This is a genomic window from Bradyrhizobium sp., assembly GCF_030654605.1.
Taxonomy (GTDB): Bacteria; Pseudomonadota; Alphaproteobacteria; order Rhizobiales; family Xanthobacteraceae; genus Bradyrhizobium.
The window spans coordinates 85,918-101,259 of record NZ_JAURXB010000066.1; the positions used below are offsets into that span (position 1 = coordinate 85,918).

The 15,342-nt window shown below is 64.2% G+C and carries 17 protein-coding genes; 2 read left to right on the top strand and 15 right to left on the bottom strand.

The window, feature by feature from the left end; all coding sequences use genetic code 11:
- Nucleotides 1-120: 120 nt before the first annotated feature.
- The 11 genes from Q7U29_RS06360 to Q7U29_RS06405 all read right to left on the bottom strand — a co-directional run bounded on the left by Q7U29_RS06360 (nucleotide 121) and on the right by Q7U29_RS06405 (nucleotide 10,340).
- Entirely contained in the window at nucleotides 121-2,451 is a 2,331-nt protein-coding gene (locus tag Q7U29_RS06360) for a bifunctional diguanylate cyclase/phosphodiesterase (protein WP_304739615.1), read from the bottom strand.
- A 164-nt stretch (nucleotides 2,452-2,615) separates the two neighbouring features.
- Nucleotides 2,616-3,950: a Tol-Pal system beta propeller repeat protein TolB gene (tolB, locus tag Q7U29_RS06365; RefSeq protein ID WP_304739653.1), complete on the bottom strand. Its 1,335-nt coding sequence runs from the start codon at nucleotides 3,948-3,950 to the stop codon at nucleotides 2,616-2,618.
- 75 nt (nucleotides 3,951-4,025) lie between these two features.
- Complete coding sequence (locus Q7U29_RS06370) at nucleotides 4,026-4,961, bottom strand: protein TolA (protein ID WP_304739617.1); 936 nt, start codon at nucleotides 4,959-4,961, stop codon at nucleotides 4,026-4,028.
- Nucleotides 4,962-4,967: 6 nt separating this feature from the next.
- Nucleotides 4,968-5,438, bottom strand: coding sequence for a biopolymer transporter ExbD (locus Q7U29_RS06375; protein WP_304739619.1), 471 nt, complete (start codon nucleotides 5,436-5,438; stop codon nucleotides 4,968-4,970).
- 54 nt (nucleotides 5,439-5,492) lie between these two features.
- Nucleotides 5,493-6,206 (bottom strand): protein TolQ, encoded by a 714-nt coding sequence (gene tolQ, locus Q7U29_RS06380; protein ID WP_304739620.1) that lies wholly within the window; start codon nucleotides 6,204-6,206, stop codon nucleotides 5,493-5,495.
- Between the two features lie 364 nt (nucleotides 6,207-6,570).
- Nucleotides 6,571-7,344, bottom strand: coding sequence for a serine acetyltransferase (locus Q7U29_RS06385; RefSeq protein ID WP_304739655.1), 774 nt, complete (start codon nucleotides 7,342-7,344; stop codon nucleotides 6,571-6,573).
- Between the two features lie 132 nt (nucleotides 7,345-7,476).
- Nucleotides 7,477-7,752 carry a type II toxin-antitoxin system RelE/ParE family toxin gene (locus Q7U29_RS27685; protein ID WP_370691703.1) on the bottom strand — a complete coding sequence of 92 codons (276 nt, stop codon included), beginning with the start codon at nucleotides 7,750-7,752 and terminating at the stop codon, nucleotides 7,477-7,479.
- Complete coding sequence (locus Q7U29_RS06390) at nucleotides 7,749-7,985, bottom strand: hypothetical protein (RefSeq protein ID WP_304739622.1); 237 nt, start codon at nucleotides 7,983-7,985, stop codon at nucleotides 7,749-7,751. Before Q7U29_RS06390 ends, Q7U29_RS27685 begins: the two co-directional genes overlap by 4 nt.
- Nucleotides 7,986-8,201: 216 nt before the next feature.
- Complete coding sequence (locus Q7U29_RS06395) at nucleotides 8,202-8,675, bottom strand: DUF2852 domain-containing protein (protein WP_304739624.1); 474 nt, start codon at nucleotides 8,673-8,675, stop codon at nucleotides 8,202-8,204.
- Between the two features lie 103 nt (nucleotides 8,676-8,778).
- Nucleotides 8,779-9,507 (bottom strand): TetR/AcrR family transcriptional regulator, encoded by a 729-nt coding sequence (locus Q7U29_RS06400; protein WP_304739626.1) that lies wholly within the window; start codon nucleotides 9,505-9,507, stop codon nucleotides 8,779-8,781.
- Between the two features lie 293 nt (nucleotides 9,508-9,800).
- Nucleotides 9,801-10,340 carry a YciI family protein gene (locus Q7U29_RS06405; RefSeq protein ID WP_304739628.1) on the bottom strand — a complete coding sequence of 180 codons (540 nt, stop codon included), beginning with the start codon at nucleotides 10,338-10,340 and terminating at the stop codon, nucleotides 9,801-9,803.
- A gap of 128 nt (nucleotides 10,341-10,468) precedes the next feature.
- On the opposite strand from Q7U29_RS06405, the gene Q7U29_RS06410 reads away from it, so the two are divergent.
- The gene (locus Q7U29_RS06410; protein ID WP_304739630.1) at nucleotides 10,469-11,257 is read left to right on the top strand and encodes an SDR family NAD(P)-dependent oxidoreductase; all 789 of its coding nucleotides are present in this window, start codon (nucleotides 10,469-10,471) and stop codon (nucleotides 11,255-11,257) included.
- A gap of 151 nt (nucleotides 11,258-11,408) precedes the next feature.
- Here Q7U29_RS06410 and Q7U29_RS06415 read toward each other — a convergent pair whose 3' ends face one another.
- The 4 genes from Q7U29_RS06415 to Q7U29_RS06430 all read right to left on the bottom strand — a co-directional run bounded on the left by Q7U29_RS06415 (nucleotide 11,409) and on the right by Q7U29_RS06430 (nucleotide 14,286).
- A complete protein-coding gene (locus tag Q7U29_RS06415) occupies nucleotides 11,409-11,816 on the bottom strand; it encodes a VOC family protein (RefSeq protein ID WP_304739632.1) in 408 nt (135 codons plus the stop codon).
- Nucleotides 11,817-11,907: 91 nt separating this feature from the next.
- Nucleotides 11,908-12,444 (bottom strand): SRPBCC family protein, encoded by a 537-nt coding sequence (locus Q7U29_RS06420; protein WP_304739633.1) that lies wholly within the window; start codon nucleotides 12,442-12,444, stop codon nucleotides 11,908-11,910.
- 205 nt (nucleotides 12,445-12,649) lie between these two features.
- On the bottom strand, nucleotides 12,650-13,921 hold the full coding sequence (locus tag Q7U29_RS06425) for an RNA polymerase sigma factor (RefSeq protein WP_304739635.1): 1,272 nt from the start codon (nucleotides 13,919-13,921) through the stop codon (nucleotides 12,650-12,652).
- Entirely contained in the window at nucleotides 13,918-14,286 is a 369-nt protein-coding gene (locus Q7U29_RS06430; RefSeq protein ID WP_304739637.1) for a YciI family protein, read from the bottom strand. Before Q7U29_RS06430 ends, Q7U29_RS06425 begins: the two co-directional genes overlap by 4 nt.
- A 130-nt stretch (nucleotides 14,287-14,416) precedes the next feature.
- Here Q7U29_RS06430 and Q7U29_RS06435 point away from each other — a divergent pair.
- The coding region (locus Q7U29_RS06435; protein WP_304739639.1) for a glyoxylate/hydroxypyruvate reductase A at nucleotides 14,417-15,342 on the top strand (926 nt) is incomplete at its 3' end.

Consider the following 15,342-nt stretch of genomic DNA (forward strand, 5'->3'; position numbering starts at 1 on the left):
TAACAGCTTCTTAACGAAATGCAAAGCCATCACTGGGTTAGGGTTAACCTGTGGCATTTTAATCATCGGGCCCAATCGCGCAGGCCGGTGGAAATTCCGCCCGCAGGCGGGTCGGCGTCTTCAGGCAATCGACCGTGACGGCAGCACCAGCACCTGGTCGTCCGGCAGGCGGCGGCCGTGCGAGGCATTGAGCAACTGGCGGACCCGCATCGCCGGCACCGGCCGGCTGAACAGGTAGCCCTGCGCCTCGGTGACGGTGCCGTCAGCGCTAATCAGCTCCAGCTGTTCGTTGGTCTCGATGCCCTCGACCACGACGGACATTCCGAGATCGGCGGAAAGCCGCGCCACGCCGCGCAGCAGCGTCAGCGGGCGGTCGGTGTCGATGCCTTGCAGGAAGGACCGGTCGATCTTGACCTTCTGCAGCGGGAAATTATGCAGATAGCTCAGGCTGGAATAGCCGGTGCCGAAATCGTCCAGCGAGATTCGCACGCCGAGCGCGTGCAGCTGCGACAGCACGTCATGGGTCAGCTGGGTGTTGCGCAGCAGCGAGGATTCGGTGATCTCGATTTCGAGACGGTCGGCCGGCAGGCCGGAGACCTCGAGCGCGTAGCGAACCTCGCTCAGCACGTCGCGCTGATGGAACTGCTGCGGCGAAAAATTGACCGCGACGCTGACGGCGTCGGGCCATTTCATGCATTCCATGCAGGCCTTGCGCAGGATCCAGCGGCCGAGATCGACGATCAGGCCCATGTCCTCGGCGACCGGAATGATGTCGATCGGGGACACCGTGCCGCGCACCGGATGATTCCAGCGCAGCAGCGCTTCGCAGGTCGCGATCCGCCCCGATTTGAGATTGACCAGCGGCTGGTAGAACAGCTCGAATTCCTCGTTGGCCAGCGCCTTGCGCAGGTCGAGTTCGAGGATGCGGCGCGCCTCGACGGTTTGCGCCATCTCGTCGCGGAAGAAGCAGAAGGTTCCGCGGCCGTCCGCCTTGGCCCGATAGAGCGCCATGTCGGCGTTCTTCAGGAGCGTATCGGCGCTGACGCCGGGGCCGGTCATCGCGATGCCGATACTGGCGCCGATCTCGACCAGGTGATTGTCGATCTTGTAGCGCTCGCTCAGATGCTCGACGATCCGCCGGGCCAGAACGGCGGCTTCCTCGGTCGATTTGAGGTTCTGCTGGAACACCACGAATTCGTCGCCGCCGAAGCGGGCCACGAAATCCTCCGGGCGCAGCATGGCGCGCAGCCGGTCGGCAACCGCGCACAACAGCTGGTCGCCGCACGGATGACCCAGGGTGTCGTTGACCTGCTTGAACTGGTCGAGGTCGATGAACAGCAATGCCGACAACTGCTCGGCATCGTGCCGGATCGCCAGCAAGCGGCCGATCTCGTCGCGGAAATTGACCCGGTTGGGAAGCGCGGTCAGCTCGTCGTAACGCGCCAGGTGACTGATCCTGGCTTCGGCGTTGCGCCGCTCGGTGATGTCTTCGAGCAGCACGACGGCGCCGCCGCCCGCCATCGGCTGGAATGTCCAGGACAGCGACCGGCTTCTGGCGATGTCGGGATCGGCGGTGATGATATCCCTGGCCTGCGAATTCTCGATCTCCGAGAGGATCATCCTGCCGCTCGCCGCCGAAATCGATCCGCCGCCCACGCAGGCGGCGATGATGTCGCGCGCGCCGGCGCCGCGCTGCACCAGGTCGTCGGACAGGTTCATCATTTCGCTGAAGCGGTGATTCATGACGGCAAGCCGCCCGTCGGCGGCGAACATGCACAGGCCATGGGGCATGTTGTTCAGGGCGGTGTCGAACTGGCCGGCCAGCGCCGCCTCGCGTTCGCGCGCCACCAGCGCCTGAACGAAGATCCGCTGCAAATTGGTCGAGATCTGCTTCAGCGCCAGGAAGAACACCGCGCTGACGACCGCCATGCCGATGTAATAAGGAGTGCCCTTGAGCGCCAGCGCGATCGCCGTCGGCCCGCAGGCGAGTGCGATCTGCACATGGAAAATCCACGGCCGTCCGTAGGTCCGGCCGGCGCCCGCCGCCACATATCCCGTCGTGACGGTCACGCAGATCATGTGCGCTACGGCATCATCGCTGAACAGCAAGGCGACCGCGCACCACGTTCCGAGCGCGATGGCATAGACCATCGCCCCGATCTGATAGCGCGCTTCCCAACGTGCGGCTTCCTCGGCGGTGAGCGTCGACCTGCGCGTCTTGTACCAGTGCATGTCGACCGCACGGGCAGCTCCGGATGCGATCAGGAACACGACGCATGGCCAGAGCAGAGCTACTTCGGTCTTGAGGGCCGTCATGACCGCGGCGCCGGCCACCATGACGGCGCCTGCGAACAACGGCGCGGGATTTTGAAAAAGCGAATCGATCAGCGCCGCGTAAGTCGACGGCGACATGTTGTGATCGAGGCTTCTGCTTTCGGTTGCCAACTGCATCGGGCGTGCATGCGTCCTATTTCAGGGCGTAGTTCTACCCGTCGCAGATGAAGCCTTTCTGAGGGAATATCGTTACCGGAATGTTTTTTCGACCGGGTTACAACAAAAATATGCCCGTTAATTCAGCAAGCTAGGCAAGGTTTGCCGATTAACGGGCGCCGAACTCAGGACAGCAGGGGCGACCAGGCCGGATCGGACGCGAAACCGGGGGTCGGGACCTTCTGCTCATTGCGACCGGAAATATCCACCGTGTACAGCGACGGCCCGCCGCCGCCGCCGGGTTCGCGGAAGAACATCAGGACACGGCCGTTCGGCGCGAAGGTCGGGCCTTCATTATGGTAGCCGGAGGTGAGCAGGCGCTCGCCCGAACCGTCGGTCTTCATGATGCCGATCGAGAACTGTCCGCCGCCCTGCTTGGTGAAGGCGATATAGTCGCCGCGCGGCGACCACACCGGCGTGGAGTAACTGCCTTCGCCGAAGGAGATGCGCTGCGCGCCGCCGCCGGTCGCCGCCATGACATAGATCTGAGGCTTGCCGCCCCGGTCGGATTCGAAGCAGATCCTGCTGCCGTCGGGCGAATAGGACGGCGAGGTATCGATGGCGGGTGTGTCGGTCAGGCGCGTGGTCGATTTCGAGCGCAGGTCCATCACGAACAGGTTCGAGTTGCCGCCCTGCTGCAGGCTCATGATCACGCGCTGGCCGTCCGGCGAGAAGCGCGGCGAGAACGACATGCCCGGAAAGTTGCCGACGATCTCGCGCTGCCCGGTTTCGATGTTGAACAGATAGACGCGCGGGTCGCCCTGGCCGAATTCCATATAGGTGATTTCCTGGGTCGACGGCGAGAATCGCGGCGTCAGCACCAGATCGGCGCCGCGCGTGAGGTAGCGGACATTGGCGCCGTCCTGATCCATCATCGCCAGCCGCTTGACGCGCCGCTCCTTCGGCCCGGTCTCGTCGACGAACACGATGCGGCTGTCGAAATAGCCTTTCTCGCCGGTCAGACGTTCGTAGATCTGGTCGGAGATGATGTGCGCGATCCGCCGCCAGTATTCCGGCGAGGTAAAGTACTGCTGGCCGGCCAGCTGCTGGGCGGTGTTGACGTCCCAGAGACGGAATTCGGCCTTCAGCCGCCCGTCGCCCTGCCGGGTCATGCGTCCGGTCACCAGCGCCTGGGCGTTGATGGTCTTCCAGTTCTGGAACTGCGGCGCCGCATCGATGTTGATGACTTTTTCGATATAGGCCGCCTGGTCGATCGGCGCGAACAGCCCGCTGCGCTTGAGGTTGTTGGTGATGACTTGCGTTACACCGACGCCGACCTCGGCATCGGCAGGCGTTCCCGCCACGAAATTCGGGATCGCGATCGGCAGGGGCGCAAAGTCGCCCTCGGGAATGATCACGCGCTTCGGCCCCTGCGCCAGGGCGTGGCGGGCAGAGCCCGTCACCATGCCGAGCGCGGCCATTCCGGAGATGATCTGGCGGCGGCTCAGGCGGAACGGCATCTCGGGCAATTCATTGTTGTCAGTCATTGTTACGGACTTTGTTCCATATTGGCGTTCGTCCACGGGCGAGCGCGTTCAAGTCTTTCGTTCGGTAAACACGGGCGCGAAATATTTCCATTCATCGAAATAGGCCGCGGGCAGCTTATACGGCTGGCACTCGATGATCGCGCGCAGCGCGCTCTCCTGATAAACGCGAAGATACGGCGTGGCCGGGGTGCCCTCCGGAACCGGCATCCCTTCCAGCGTGCCGTCGCGCTTCAGCTTGATGGCGAAGGCGGCTTCCGACTTCTGGGCCTCGATGCCGCCATAGGGTTTCTTCCAGCAGCGCTCGACCTGGGCCTGGAACAGCGCGCCCCAGGTCGCCGAATTATCCGCGGCCTTGCCCTTGGCGAGACCGAGCGCGGCGTTGGAATTCAGCGTATCGCCGGTGACGGCCTGCCTGGAGGGATCGCGCTTGTCGAGCAGCGCTGCGATCTTGGACTGGTCGAAGGCGCGCTCGGTCTTCGGCTTCGCCGGCTCCGGCGGCTTGGCGGCCTGCACCGGCTTCGGCGGCGGCTTCTTCTCTTCCTTCTTGATGGCTTCGGCGATCGGATCGACCTTGGGGTCCGGCTTCTTCTCGATCGGCTTCGGCTCTTCCTTCTTGGGTTCCGGCTTGGCCTCAGCCACCTTGGGCGGATCGGGCTTTTTCTCGACCGGCTTTTCCTCGACCTTCGGCGCCGGCGGCGGCGTCGTCTCGGTCACGACAGGCGCCTTCTCGGTGATCTTGCCGACGGCGTCTTCCACGGGCTTGGCTTCGGCGACCTTCTCCACCAGCGGCGTCGGGGCCTTCTGGCCGGTCTTCATGCCGGCCATGACCTTGGCGAGCTGATCGGCGGAAATGACGTCGACCGGCACCGACTCTTCCGGCATCAGATCAAAGGCCTTGGACGAAAACGACATCAGTCCCCAGCCCAGCACGCAGACGTGCAGGGCAACGGAGGCAATCAGCGTTTTGTCGACCTTGACCTTCACGTCAGCTCATCCCCCCTCGGGAACGATAACGATATTCGCCTTGAAACCCGCGGTGCGAATATAGCCCAGCAATTTCATCATATCCGTATAGCAGACATCCTTGTCGCCCCGGAGGTAGACGACGCTGTCGGCCTCCGACCTGGTATCCCGGATAGCCTTGATTTTGGGCTGCAGTTCGGCGGCCGTAATCAGCGTCTCCCCGAGATACAGTTCGATGTTGGAATTGCAGGCGCCGCCGGTTCGTTTCACGGACAGGGTCAGCGGCGGCGCGTTCGAGGCCAGCGACTTGCCGCCGCTCGCCACCGGCAGGTCGATATCGATGGTCGACGTCATCAGCGGCGCCGCCACCATGAAGATGATGAGCAGCACCAGCATCACGTCGACCATCGGGGTGACGTTGATCTCGGCCATCACAGCCGCGCGGCGCCGGCCACGCCGCCCACCGCCGCCAGACGCGCCTGCCATGTTCATCGACATGATCGGATGCTCACAATGCACTCAAGATATATATCGGCCCTCAAGATCCTGTCCTCACGCCCGCTCGTCGATCTGGCGCGACAGGATCGCTGAAAATTCGTCCGCGAAACCTTCCAGCCGCTGGGCCTGCCGGTTCACCTCGGACGTGAACTTATTGTAGAAGATTGTCGCCGGGATGGCAGCGATAAGGCCGATGGCGGTGGCAAACAGCGCTTCCGCGATACCGGGGGCCACCACCGCCAGCGAGGTGTTCTTGGAGGCGGCGATCGACTGGAAGCTCGACATGATGCCCCAGACCGTGCCGAACAGGCCGACGAAGGGCCCCGCCGAGCCGACCGTCGCCAACACCAGCAGGCGCCGTTCCAGCCGTTCGACCTCGCGGGCGATCGAGACGTTCATGACCTTCTCGATCCGCATCTGCAGGCCTGCGAAGGACCGCGACTGGCTTTCGAACGACCGCTTCCATTCCCGCATCGCCGCGACGAAACACGCCGCCATCGACTGCGTCGGCTTGGCCGACAGCGCGCGGTAGAGTTCCTCGATCGATTGCCCGGACCAGAAGGCCTGTTCGAAGCGATCCATCGCGCGCTTGGTGCGCGAATAGAGAAATATCTTGTCGATCGCGATCGCCCAGACCCAGACCGAGCAGGCCAGCAGCCCGAGCATGACCGTTTTCACGACCCAGTGGGCCTGCAGGAACAGGGTGATCAGCGAGACGTCGGTGGAGGCCAGCGGCAGGGCTGACTGGGCCACGTCGGCGGGATTCATGTCCGGTATCCTCTCAACGCAGATGTCCCAAATCCCCGGGAGCCCTTAGCTGCCGGTTCCACGGCCGCGCGTCAGCCGCGGCGGTAAGCCTGCGCGAAAGCCTTGTTCTGTGTCGCATGGGGGGCCCGTCCAAAGCCGGATCCTGCATCCCCTGCCAACGTGTCAAAACGAGGGCTATCCGTGCGTCTTTCCGCCCCTAACCAGACGCTAATCATGGTTAACAGACGGTTACCAAAGGGGATTTTGCAGGCGGGAAATCGGGGGCGACAGCCCGTGGATCGGGGCTCGTCGGCGCGGCCGACGAAAAATCGCGAAAACAACCCCATGAACAGAATGGCTAGCGCTCCGGTGGCCTTGGCACACCCTAAATCTGGTAGGCGGACGCCCCTTCCGGGCAGTTGGTCAGGCGCGCGGGAACGCCTACCGCAGTGCAGCCATCAGGCACGTCGCCGGTCACGACCGATCCGGCGCCGATCCTGGCAAACTCGCCGATGCTGATGTCGCCAAGTATCGTTGCGCCGCCACCGAGGTAGACACCCCTCCCGATCCGGGGCGCGCGATCCGGCGCCTCGGACATTCGTCCGATCGTGACGTTCTGCAGGATGGTCACCTCGTCGCCGATGACGACGAACGCCCCCACGATGATGCCGGTGGCATGATCCAGGAACACCGAGGTTCCAATCGACGCCGAGGGATGAATGCTGACCTGGAGGGAATCGGAAGACAGGCTTTGCATCAAGAGTGCGAGATCGGTGCGGCCCTGGCGCCACAGCCGGTTGGACACCCGAAAGGCCTGCAGGGCGACGTAGCCCTTGTAGTTCAGAAGCGGCGGCAGCCATCCCGTCGTCGCGGGATCGTGAACGGCGATGCTCTGCAGATCGCGGCTCGCCGCGTCGACCAGATCGGGAGCGTCCGCGAACGCCTCGCGCGCGACGCGCGCGAACTGCTCGCGGTCGTCAGCGCGTCTGCCGAGCCGCTCGCCGATTTGATGGGCCACCGCGCTGCCGAGGTCGGGATGATCGAGAATCGAAGCCGACAGCGACCGGCCGAACAGCGGGTCGCGGGCCAGCGCGGTTTCAGCCTCGCGCCGGATCGCAAGCCACACTTCGCCGCCGGGTGAGATTCCGTTCGGGACCATGTCCATCCGCTCATTCAGCACCGGGTCGCGCCAGCGCACGCGCTTGCATGCTGCAAATATATCGCCGTCCCGTCAAAGCGCCAGTGGGCGTTGGCGACGGCAATTGAATACGGCGCCACGTTCCATCAAACCTTACGCCTCTCGCGCCGAGTGGTGGATGTATAGTATTTCGATCGTGTGGTTCGAAGCCCGATAGAACATCTTGTATGGATATCGAACGAGCGGCACGACTCTTACGCCGGGTTGATCGACCACTTTTTGCGCACTCTCCGGCCACTTCGCTATGCGAGCGACCACGAATTGAAGACGAAGGCGGAATGCTTCCGAGATCGTCGGATAGTTTCGACGGATATAATCGTTGATATCATCGAGGTTGCGGAGCGCTTCCTCGGTGTAGACAACCTTCATGCACGACGAAACTTGTCGAACGCTGCCTTGACTTGCTCGTCGGTTGCAAAGCGCCCTTCGCGAGCGTCCTTTAGGCCACGCTCAATCCCTGCTAGTTCCTCGGGAGTGGCGCGATACACTTCCCCGGAAAATCCCGCGTCGAGTTCCAGCGCAAGCTCAGCAAGCTCCAACTGGGCGGCCTCGGGCCAAGCCTCGACACGTCGCATTGCGTCCTGAAGTATTTTCGTGGTCATCCGATGGACGATAACATACCGGCATCGTTTTTATAGTGGCATCTCCGCGAATTGCGGAGTTTCCGACCAAACGAGCAAGGCGCTGCGCCTGGCCAAAAAGCATACCGCCCGTCTGCTTTCGCAAACGGGCGGCGTTGTCGCTATCGGGCTCTGTGGGGGCACTCCGCCCGAGGCTTTGACTTCGGATCGTTCAGCCTTGTCGTTCAGCCTTGTCGTTCAGCCCTGCGGCTGATCGTTCGGCGGGGTCGGGCGCTGCTTGTGCTGCGCCATGAACTGGTCGAACTCGGCCTTGTCCTTGGCGTGGCGCAGGCGATCGAGGAAATCCTTGAACTCGACCTGCTCTTCCTCGAGCCGCTTCAGCGTCTCGACGCGGTATTCGTCGAAGGCGCGGTTGCCGCTGGAGGGCGGGCCGCCGAAGCCGAAGCCGAAACCGCCGCGCTCACGCATCCGGTCCATCTTGTACTGCATCCGCTCCATCTTGTTGGCGAAACGGTTCTGATTGCTCCAGCAACCCATTTTTCTGCTCCCGAGTGTGAAAAAGAGAAGGGCGAGGCCGATCGGCCACCAGATGATGAAGCCGAGCACGGTCACGGCGATCCAGCCGGGGTGCCATGGCGAATCAAACATGTGCGGGCGGTGGACCTCTTCGGCGGGGCCGCGCCAGCGATTGACATCTGCGGTGTAGGCCATTTCCCTCTCCATCGGCATCACGCCGTTGTGAATGTAAATAACATTTACATAGATAAACGATCCCGGGTTTTTGTCAAGCGGGGCGCCAGCGGCGGCGCCGAATTTATTTTGGGGTGCCCCAGGGACCGGCGGGTGGCACGGGCGGTGGAGCAGCCGGCTTTGCCGATGGATCGTTCGGGCCGGGCGGCCTGCGGTCGGTCGGAAAACCCAATCCGCGCAGATAAATCAGCACTTCCGCTTCCAGCAGATCCTCCGCCGACATCGGCAGCTTGCGGCGGGCCTGGTCGCCGCGCGCGAACAGCGACGCCACGCCGTGCGACATCGACCAGAAGTGCAGCGCCATCATCATCGCCGGCGGCCGCGGCATGCCCGGTGGAACCATGGCGGCGAGACGTTCGGCCGCAGCCCTGATCACACCGAAGGCGCGTTCGCTCGCGGCCTGCAGGGTGGGACTGAGGTCGACAGGAAGGCCGGATTCGAACATTGCCGAGTAGAACGCGGGCTCGTTGTGGGCAAAGGCCAGATAGGCCTTTCCGAGCCGCTCGAACGCAGTGACGGTGTCGGGACGGCCGTCGTCCCAGGCTGCCGTCAGCTGCGCCTCGAACTGCTCGAAACCGCGCTGGGCGACGCTGGAAAGCAGTTCGTCGCGGTCGCGAAAGTGACGGTAGGGGGCTGCGGGGCTGACGCCCGCCATGCGCGCGGCATCGGCAAAGGTGAAGCCGCCGGGCCCTTTTTCGGCAATCAGTCCGAGCGCTGCCTGCAGCAGCGCCTCCTTCAGATTGCCGTGATGATAGCCGCGCTCGGCGCGGCGTTGTTCCTTGCGCCAGCTCATGTGAAAGGCTTTTACATGAGCCGGCGGTAAAGGTCACTACTGGCGGCCGCCGCGTTTTCTTCTCCCCTCCCCCCCGCGCGCGAAGCGCGTGGCGGGGAGGGGAGCTAAAAGTTAACGACCGCTCCTCTTCTGCAGCTCGGGCAGGCCGGCCATGGCGTCCTGCACCTCATCCGACCAATCGTCCATTTCCTGCACCTGGCGGATGTCCTTGTTGGTGGCCGTTATTGTTGGTGGCCGTCGTTCCGCTTTTGCGCCGCCCGATGACAGGCTCCGCGAACCCGGAATGACGAAGGTTATTTTCTCCCCGCCTGCGCACGCAACCGCGTCTCCTGCTCGCGCAATTCGGGCGTCAGCGCCTCGCCGAAATCCTCGGCATCGAACACCTGACGGATTTCGATTTCGGCGCCGCCGTCGAACGGCGCGCGCTTCATCCAGTCGATCGCCTCGTCCAGCGACTTGACCTGAATCAGCCAGAAGCCGGCGACCAGATCGTTGGTCACGGCAAACGGACCGTGGCTGACCTCCGGCGTTTTGCCGGAATATTTGATCCGCGCACCCTTCGATGTCGGATGCAGCCCCTCCTTCAACACCGGCGCGTAGGACGGCCGCGCCTTGCGCCGGTCGAAACAGGCAGTGAGGTTCGCGTGCGTGTCGAACGGCATCACTTCGTTGGCATAGGATAATGCAGGCGCCGCGGCGCAGTCGGCCAGGCTGAAGGCATCGCCCATCGCCAGGTCGTCGCCGGCCCCGTTGCTGGCCGAGACCAGCATGCGGGTCTCGACGCCGAGCCGCCATCGCTCGGGCGTCATGTCCCTGACGTCGATGACGGTCATTGGCTGGCCCTTTCGCTTGCCGCAGGCCTTTGCAGCGTGCCCCGGACGCAACGCTGCATGCAAGGGACACGGCTGGCGGCATGGGTTATAGAGGCGACGAATTCATCTTCAGGCGAAACGGAACATCGATGGTCCCAGCCCCGCAAAGAGTCGCACTGGTAACCGGCGCCGCCCGCGGCATCGGGCTCGCGGTGGCCAAACGTTTTCTCGCCGAGGGCTGGCGCGTGGCGCTGCTCGACATCCAGGACGCCTTGCTGCAGGGCGCGGTCGCCGGCCTGAAAAACCCCGATTCGACTTTGGCGCTGCCTTGCGACGTCTCCGACGCCGGCGCGGTGGCGGACGCGGTCGCCAAAACCGCCACGCGGTTCGGCCGGCTCGATGCACTGGTCAACAATGCCGGGATCGCGGTGTTCGCGCCGCTGCTGGAGACGTCGGATGCGGACTGGAAGCGGGTGCTGGAAGTCAACCTGACCGGGCCGTTCCTGTGCACCAAGGCGGCGGTGCCGCTGATGCGCGAATTCGGCGGCGGCGCGATCGTCAACATCACCTCGATCTCGGCGGTGCGCGCCTCGACGCTGCGCTCGGCCTACGGCACCAGCAAGGCCGGCCTCGCGCATCTGACCAAGCAGCTCGCGGTCGAACTGGCCTCGCTCGGGATTCGCGTCAACGGCGTCGCCCCCGGCCCGGTCGAGACCGCGATGGCCAAGCAGGTGCACACCCCCGAGATCCGCGCCGATTATCACGACGCCATCCCGCTCAACCGCTACGGCCTCGAAGAGGAACTGGCGGAAGCGGTGTTCTTCCTGTGCAGTGACCGCGCCAGCTACATCACCGGCCAGATCCTCGCGGTCGACGGCGGCTTCGATGCCGCCGGCATCGGCCTGCCGACGCTGCGCGGCCAGCGCAGGAACGGGTAGGCCTCCGCCTCTCTCAACCGTCGTCCCTGCGAACGCAGGGACCCATACGCCGCGGCCCATCAGTGAAGAGTGGTATCAGACATCTCCTGCAACAACAGGCGACCGGGATTATGGGTCCCTGCGTTCGCAGGGACGACGTTGCGAGACCTACTCACTCCATCGGACAGTTCACCATCCAGGGCGTGCCGAACTGATCGACGCACATGCCGAATCCCCTGGAGAAGAAGGTCTTGCCGAACGCCATCCTGATGCTGCCGCCTTCGGCCAATGCCTTGAACCGGCGCTCGGCATCGGCGGGATCCTCGACCTGCAGGGCGACGGCAAATCCCTGCGGCTGGTGGAAATCGCCGGGCGAGGCATCGGACGCCATGATCACCTCGCCATCGATCAGGATGCTGGCGTGCAGCACCTTGTCCTTCCAGTCCGGCGGCATCGGCATGTCGGCCGGGCCGGTCGAATAGGGCAGCATCGCCTCGATCTTGGCGCCGAGCACCTTTTGATAGAACTTCAGCGCCGCTTCGCAATTGCCGTTGAAGAACAGATAGGGATTGACCTGCATTACTTGCTCCTTGGGTGATTATTTGACTTGCGGTCCCACCGGCGCTCCCCGCGAAGGGGCGCTGCACCGCGTCCGGGACACGCGTGATCGGTTACTTTTCGGCCAGCCGTTTCAAATTGGCGAGACCCGCCTCGAAATCCTTGCCGACCATTTTGTCGATGTTGATGAACACGTGCATGATCTTCGCCATGAACGACGCCGGGCCGTGCATGCGCCAGATCACCCTTGTTGCATCGTCCTGTGGTAGCATGGTGAACTCGGCGGTGTTGTGGGCCTCGAACGGCGTGTAGAAATCCAGCTTGATGACGACCTTCGACGGCGCCGCGACGTCGAGAATCTCCATGCGGCCGGAACCGACATTCTTGTCGCCGTCCCACGCATAGACGGCGCCGGTGCCGCGCACGGCGCCGCTGAAGGTGCGCTTCATCGCCGGATCCTTGTGCTCATAGGGCGACCAGGCTCCCCATTGACGAAAATCGCTGATCAGCGGGAATATCTTTTCCGCCGGCGCGTTGACGATGGCGGCGCGCTGCACGGCAAAGGTATCCGGCTTGGTCGCGGCGAGGATCAGCACGACCGCAATGGCGATCGCCAGCACGACGGCGGTGATGGCAATGGCTTTCATCATGGAAAACTCTCCTGTCGGTTATCTGTGAATTATCAGCGCCGCAAAATCAACGCCGCCACGGCATCCGGCCGCGCAAGCTCCACTCAAGGACGATGGAGCCGGGCGCGAACCGACAGGGGTACGGGATTTTTTTTCGAAGGCGCCGGACGCGACCGTGCCCCACTATCGTCGTCCCTGCGTGCGCAGGGACGACGATGGCGTGGTGCTACTTCCCTGCCTTGGCATCGCGCGTGGCGCTGTCGCGCATCAGGCGGTCGAGATGCATGCGGATGTGGGCGGCTTCGGCTGACGTGTTGGCCAGCGCAATGGCGCGGTCGAAGGCGATGCGGGCATCCTCGTTGCGGCCGAGCTGCATCAGGAACGCGCCGCGCACGCCGAAGAAATGAAAATAATTCGACAGCCGCGACGCCAGCGGTTCGATCATCTCCAGCGCGGCTTCGGCGCCGCGCACCTTGGACACGGCGACGGCGCGGTTGAGCGTCACCACCGGCGACGGCTGCATCACCTCCAGCGCGCCGTAGAGCAGGTCGATCTGGGTCCAGTCGGTATCCTCGGGTCTCGCGGCGCGGGCATGCAATGCCGCGATCGCCGCCTGGATCTGATAGGGCCCGCTCTGCCGGTGCCGCATCGCCTTGTCGATCAGCGCCAGTCCCTCGGCGATCATCTTCTGATTCCACAGGGAACGATCCTGGTCGTCGAGCAGGATCACGGCGCCCTCGGCGTCGAAGCGCGCCGCGGCTCGGGCATGCTGCAGCATCAGCAGCGCGGTCAGCCCCATGATCTCCGGCTCGCTCTGGAACAGCCGCAGCAACAGCCGCGCCAGCCGGATCGCTTCTTCGCACAAGGGCTTGCGGATTTCGGCGGTATCGCCGCTGGCGGAATAGCCCTCGTTGAAAATCAGGTAGATCATCGCCGCCACCGCGGCGAGCCGCTCGCTGCGCTCCACCGCGCCCGGGGTCTCGAACGGCACGTCGGCGCCGGCGACGCGGGCCTTGGCCCGGGTGATGCGCTGCTCCATCGCCGCCTCCGAGACGATGAAGGCGCGCGCGATCTGCTTCACCGTCAGCCCCGAGACGACGCGCAGCGCCAGCGCGATCTGCTGCGTCGCCGGCAAATCGGGGTGGCAACAGATGAACAGCAGCCGCAGGATGTCGTCGCGGTAATGCGAGCCGTCGAGCCGCTCGGCCAGCCGCTCCTCGGCGTCGTCGAGATCGGAGATCGCCTCGTCCTCGGGCAGCGGCTGCTGCTTGCGCTTGCGCCTGATATCGTCGATCGCGACATTGCGGCCGACCATGATCAGCCACGCCGCGGGATCGCGCGGCGGGCCGTTCTGCGGCCAGTTCTTCAGCGCGCGCAGGCAGGCGTTCTGGAACGCCTCCTCGGCGGTGTCGAGATCGCGGAAATAACGCAAGAGTGCGCCGACCGCCTGGGGGCGCGCCGAGGTCAGCGCGGCATCGATCCAGGCGGCGTCGGTCACGTCGGAAGGCTCCCGGGAAACAGCACCCCCACGGGGCGGATTTCGTAGGCGCCGCCGGGATTGACGGCCGCAAGGTCGCGCGCGACGTCGAGCGCCTCGTCGAGGTTGTTGCAGTCGACCACATAAAAGCCGAGCAGCTGTTCCTTGGTCTCGGCATAGGGGCCGTCGATCACGACGGGCGGATCGTCCTTGCGCAGCGTGGTCGCCGAGGTCGTCGGCAACAGCCGCGCCACCGGGCCGAGCCGGCCTTGCTTTGCCAATTTGTCCTGCACGACAGCGAGTTTCGTCATCACGGCGGCATCCTGTTCCTTGCTCCAGGAACCGACGGTGTCTTCGTCGTGATAGCAGAGGATGGCGTAGAGCATGTGAGCGTGTCCCGTTGACTGAAAGACGAGGGTTGACGGAGGTTTCCTACAGGATAGTCGAAATATTTTGCAGAGCCACCACGCCCCGGTAAGGTCATCCGGGATTCGGCGAAGCATGGGGCAAAAATCAATGAACAAAGGCGCGCTGGCCCTGCTGATCCATGGCGGGGCTCAAAACTGGTCGCCCGAACGGTGGAAGAGCCGGTTCGACGACGTCTGCGGCGATCGCCTTGTGTTGCTGCTGCCCGATCCCGCGCTCGATCCCGCCTGGGTGCATTACGCCGCGGTCTGGAAGCCCGCGCCGGGCGAACTCGCGGGGTTTCCGAACCTGCGCGTCATTTTCAATCTCGGCGCCGGCGTCGATGCGCTGATGGCCGATTCGAGCCTGCCTGACGTGCCGCTGGTTCGCGTCGCGGTCGGCGATCTCACCGCCCGCATGACGGAATACGTCGTGCTGCACGCGCTGATGCACCACCGCCAGGAGCTTTATTTGCGCGCCTGCCAGCGCGAGCAGCGCTGGGAGCCGACCTACCAGTGGGCGGCGGGCGCCGTGACGGTCGGCGTCATGGGGCTCGGCACGCTCGGATCCGACGCCGCCGACGTGCTGCGGCGAATAGGGTTCCGGGTGGCGGGCTGGAGCCGAAGCGCGCGAAGAATCGAAGGCGTCGAATGCTTTCATGGCGAGGGACAACTCGATGCGTTCCTGCGGCGGACCGACATCCTGGTCTGCCTGCTGCCGCTGACGCCGGATACACGGCAGATTTTGAATCGAGGATTGTTCGCAAAGCTCAACCGCGACGGCCCGATGGGCGCGCCGGTCCTGATCAATGCCGGGCGCGGCGGGCTGCAGAACGAAGCCGATATTCTTTCGTGCCTCGACGACGGCACCCTCGGCGCCGCATCGCTGGACGTGTTCTGGAACGAGCCACTGCCGGCCGACAGCCCGTTCTGGACCCATCCGAAGGTGGTGCTGACGCCGCACAACGCCGCCGACACCGATCCCGACGAAATTTCAAAATACGTCGCGCGCCAGATCGCACGGTTCGAAGCGGGCAG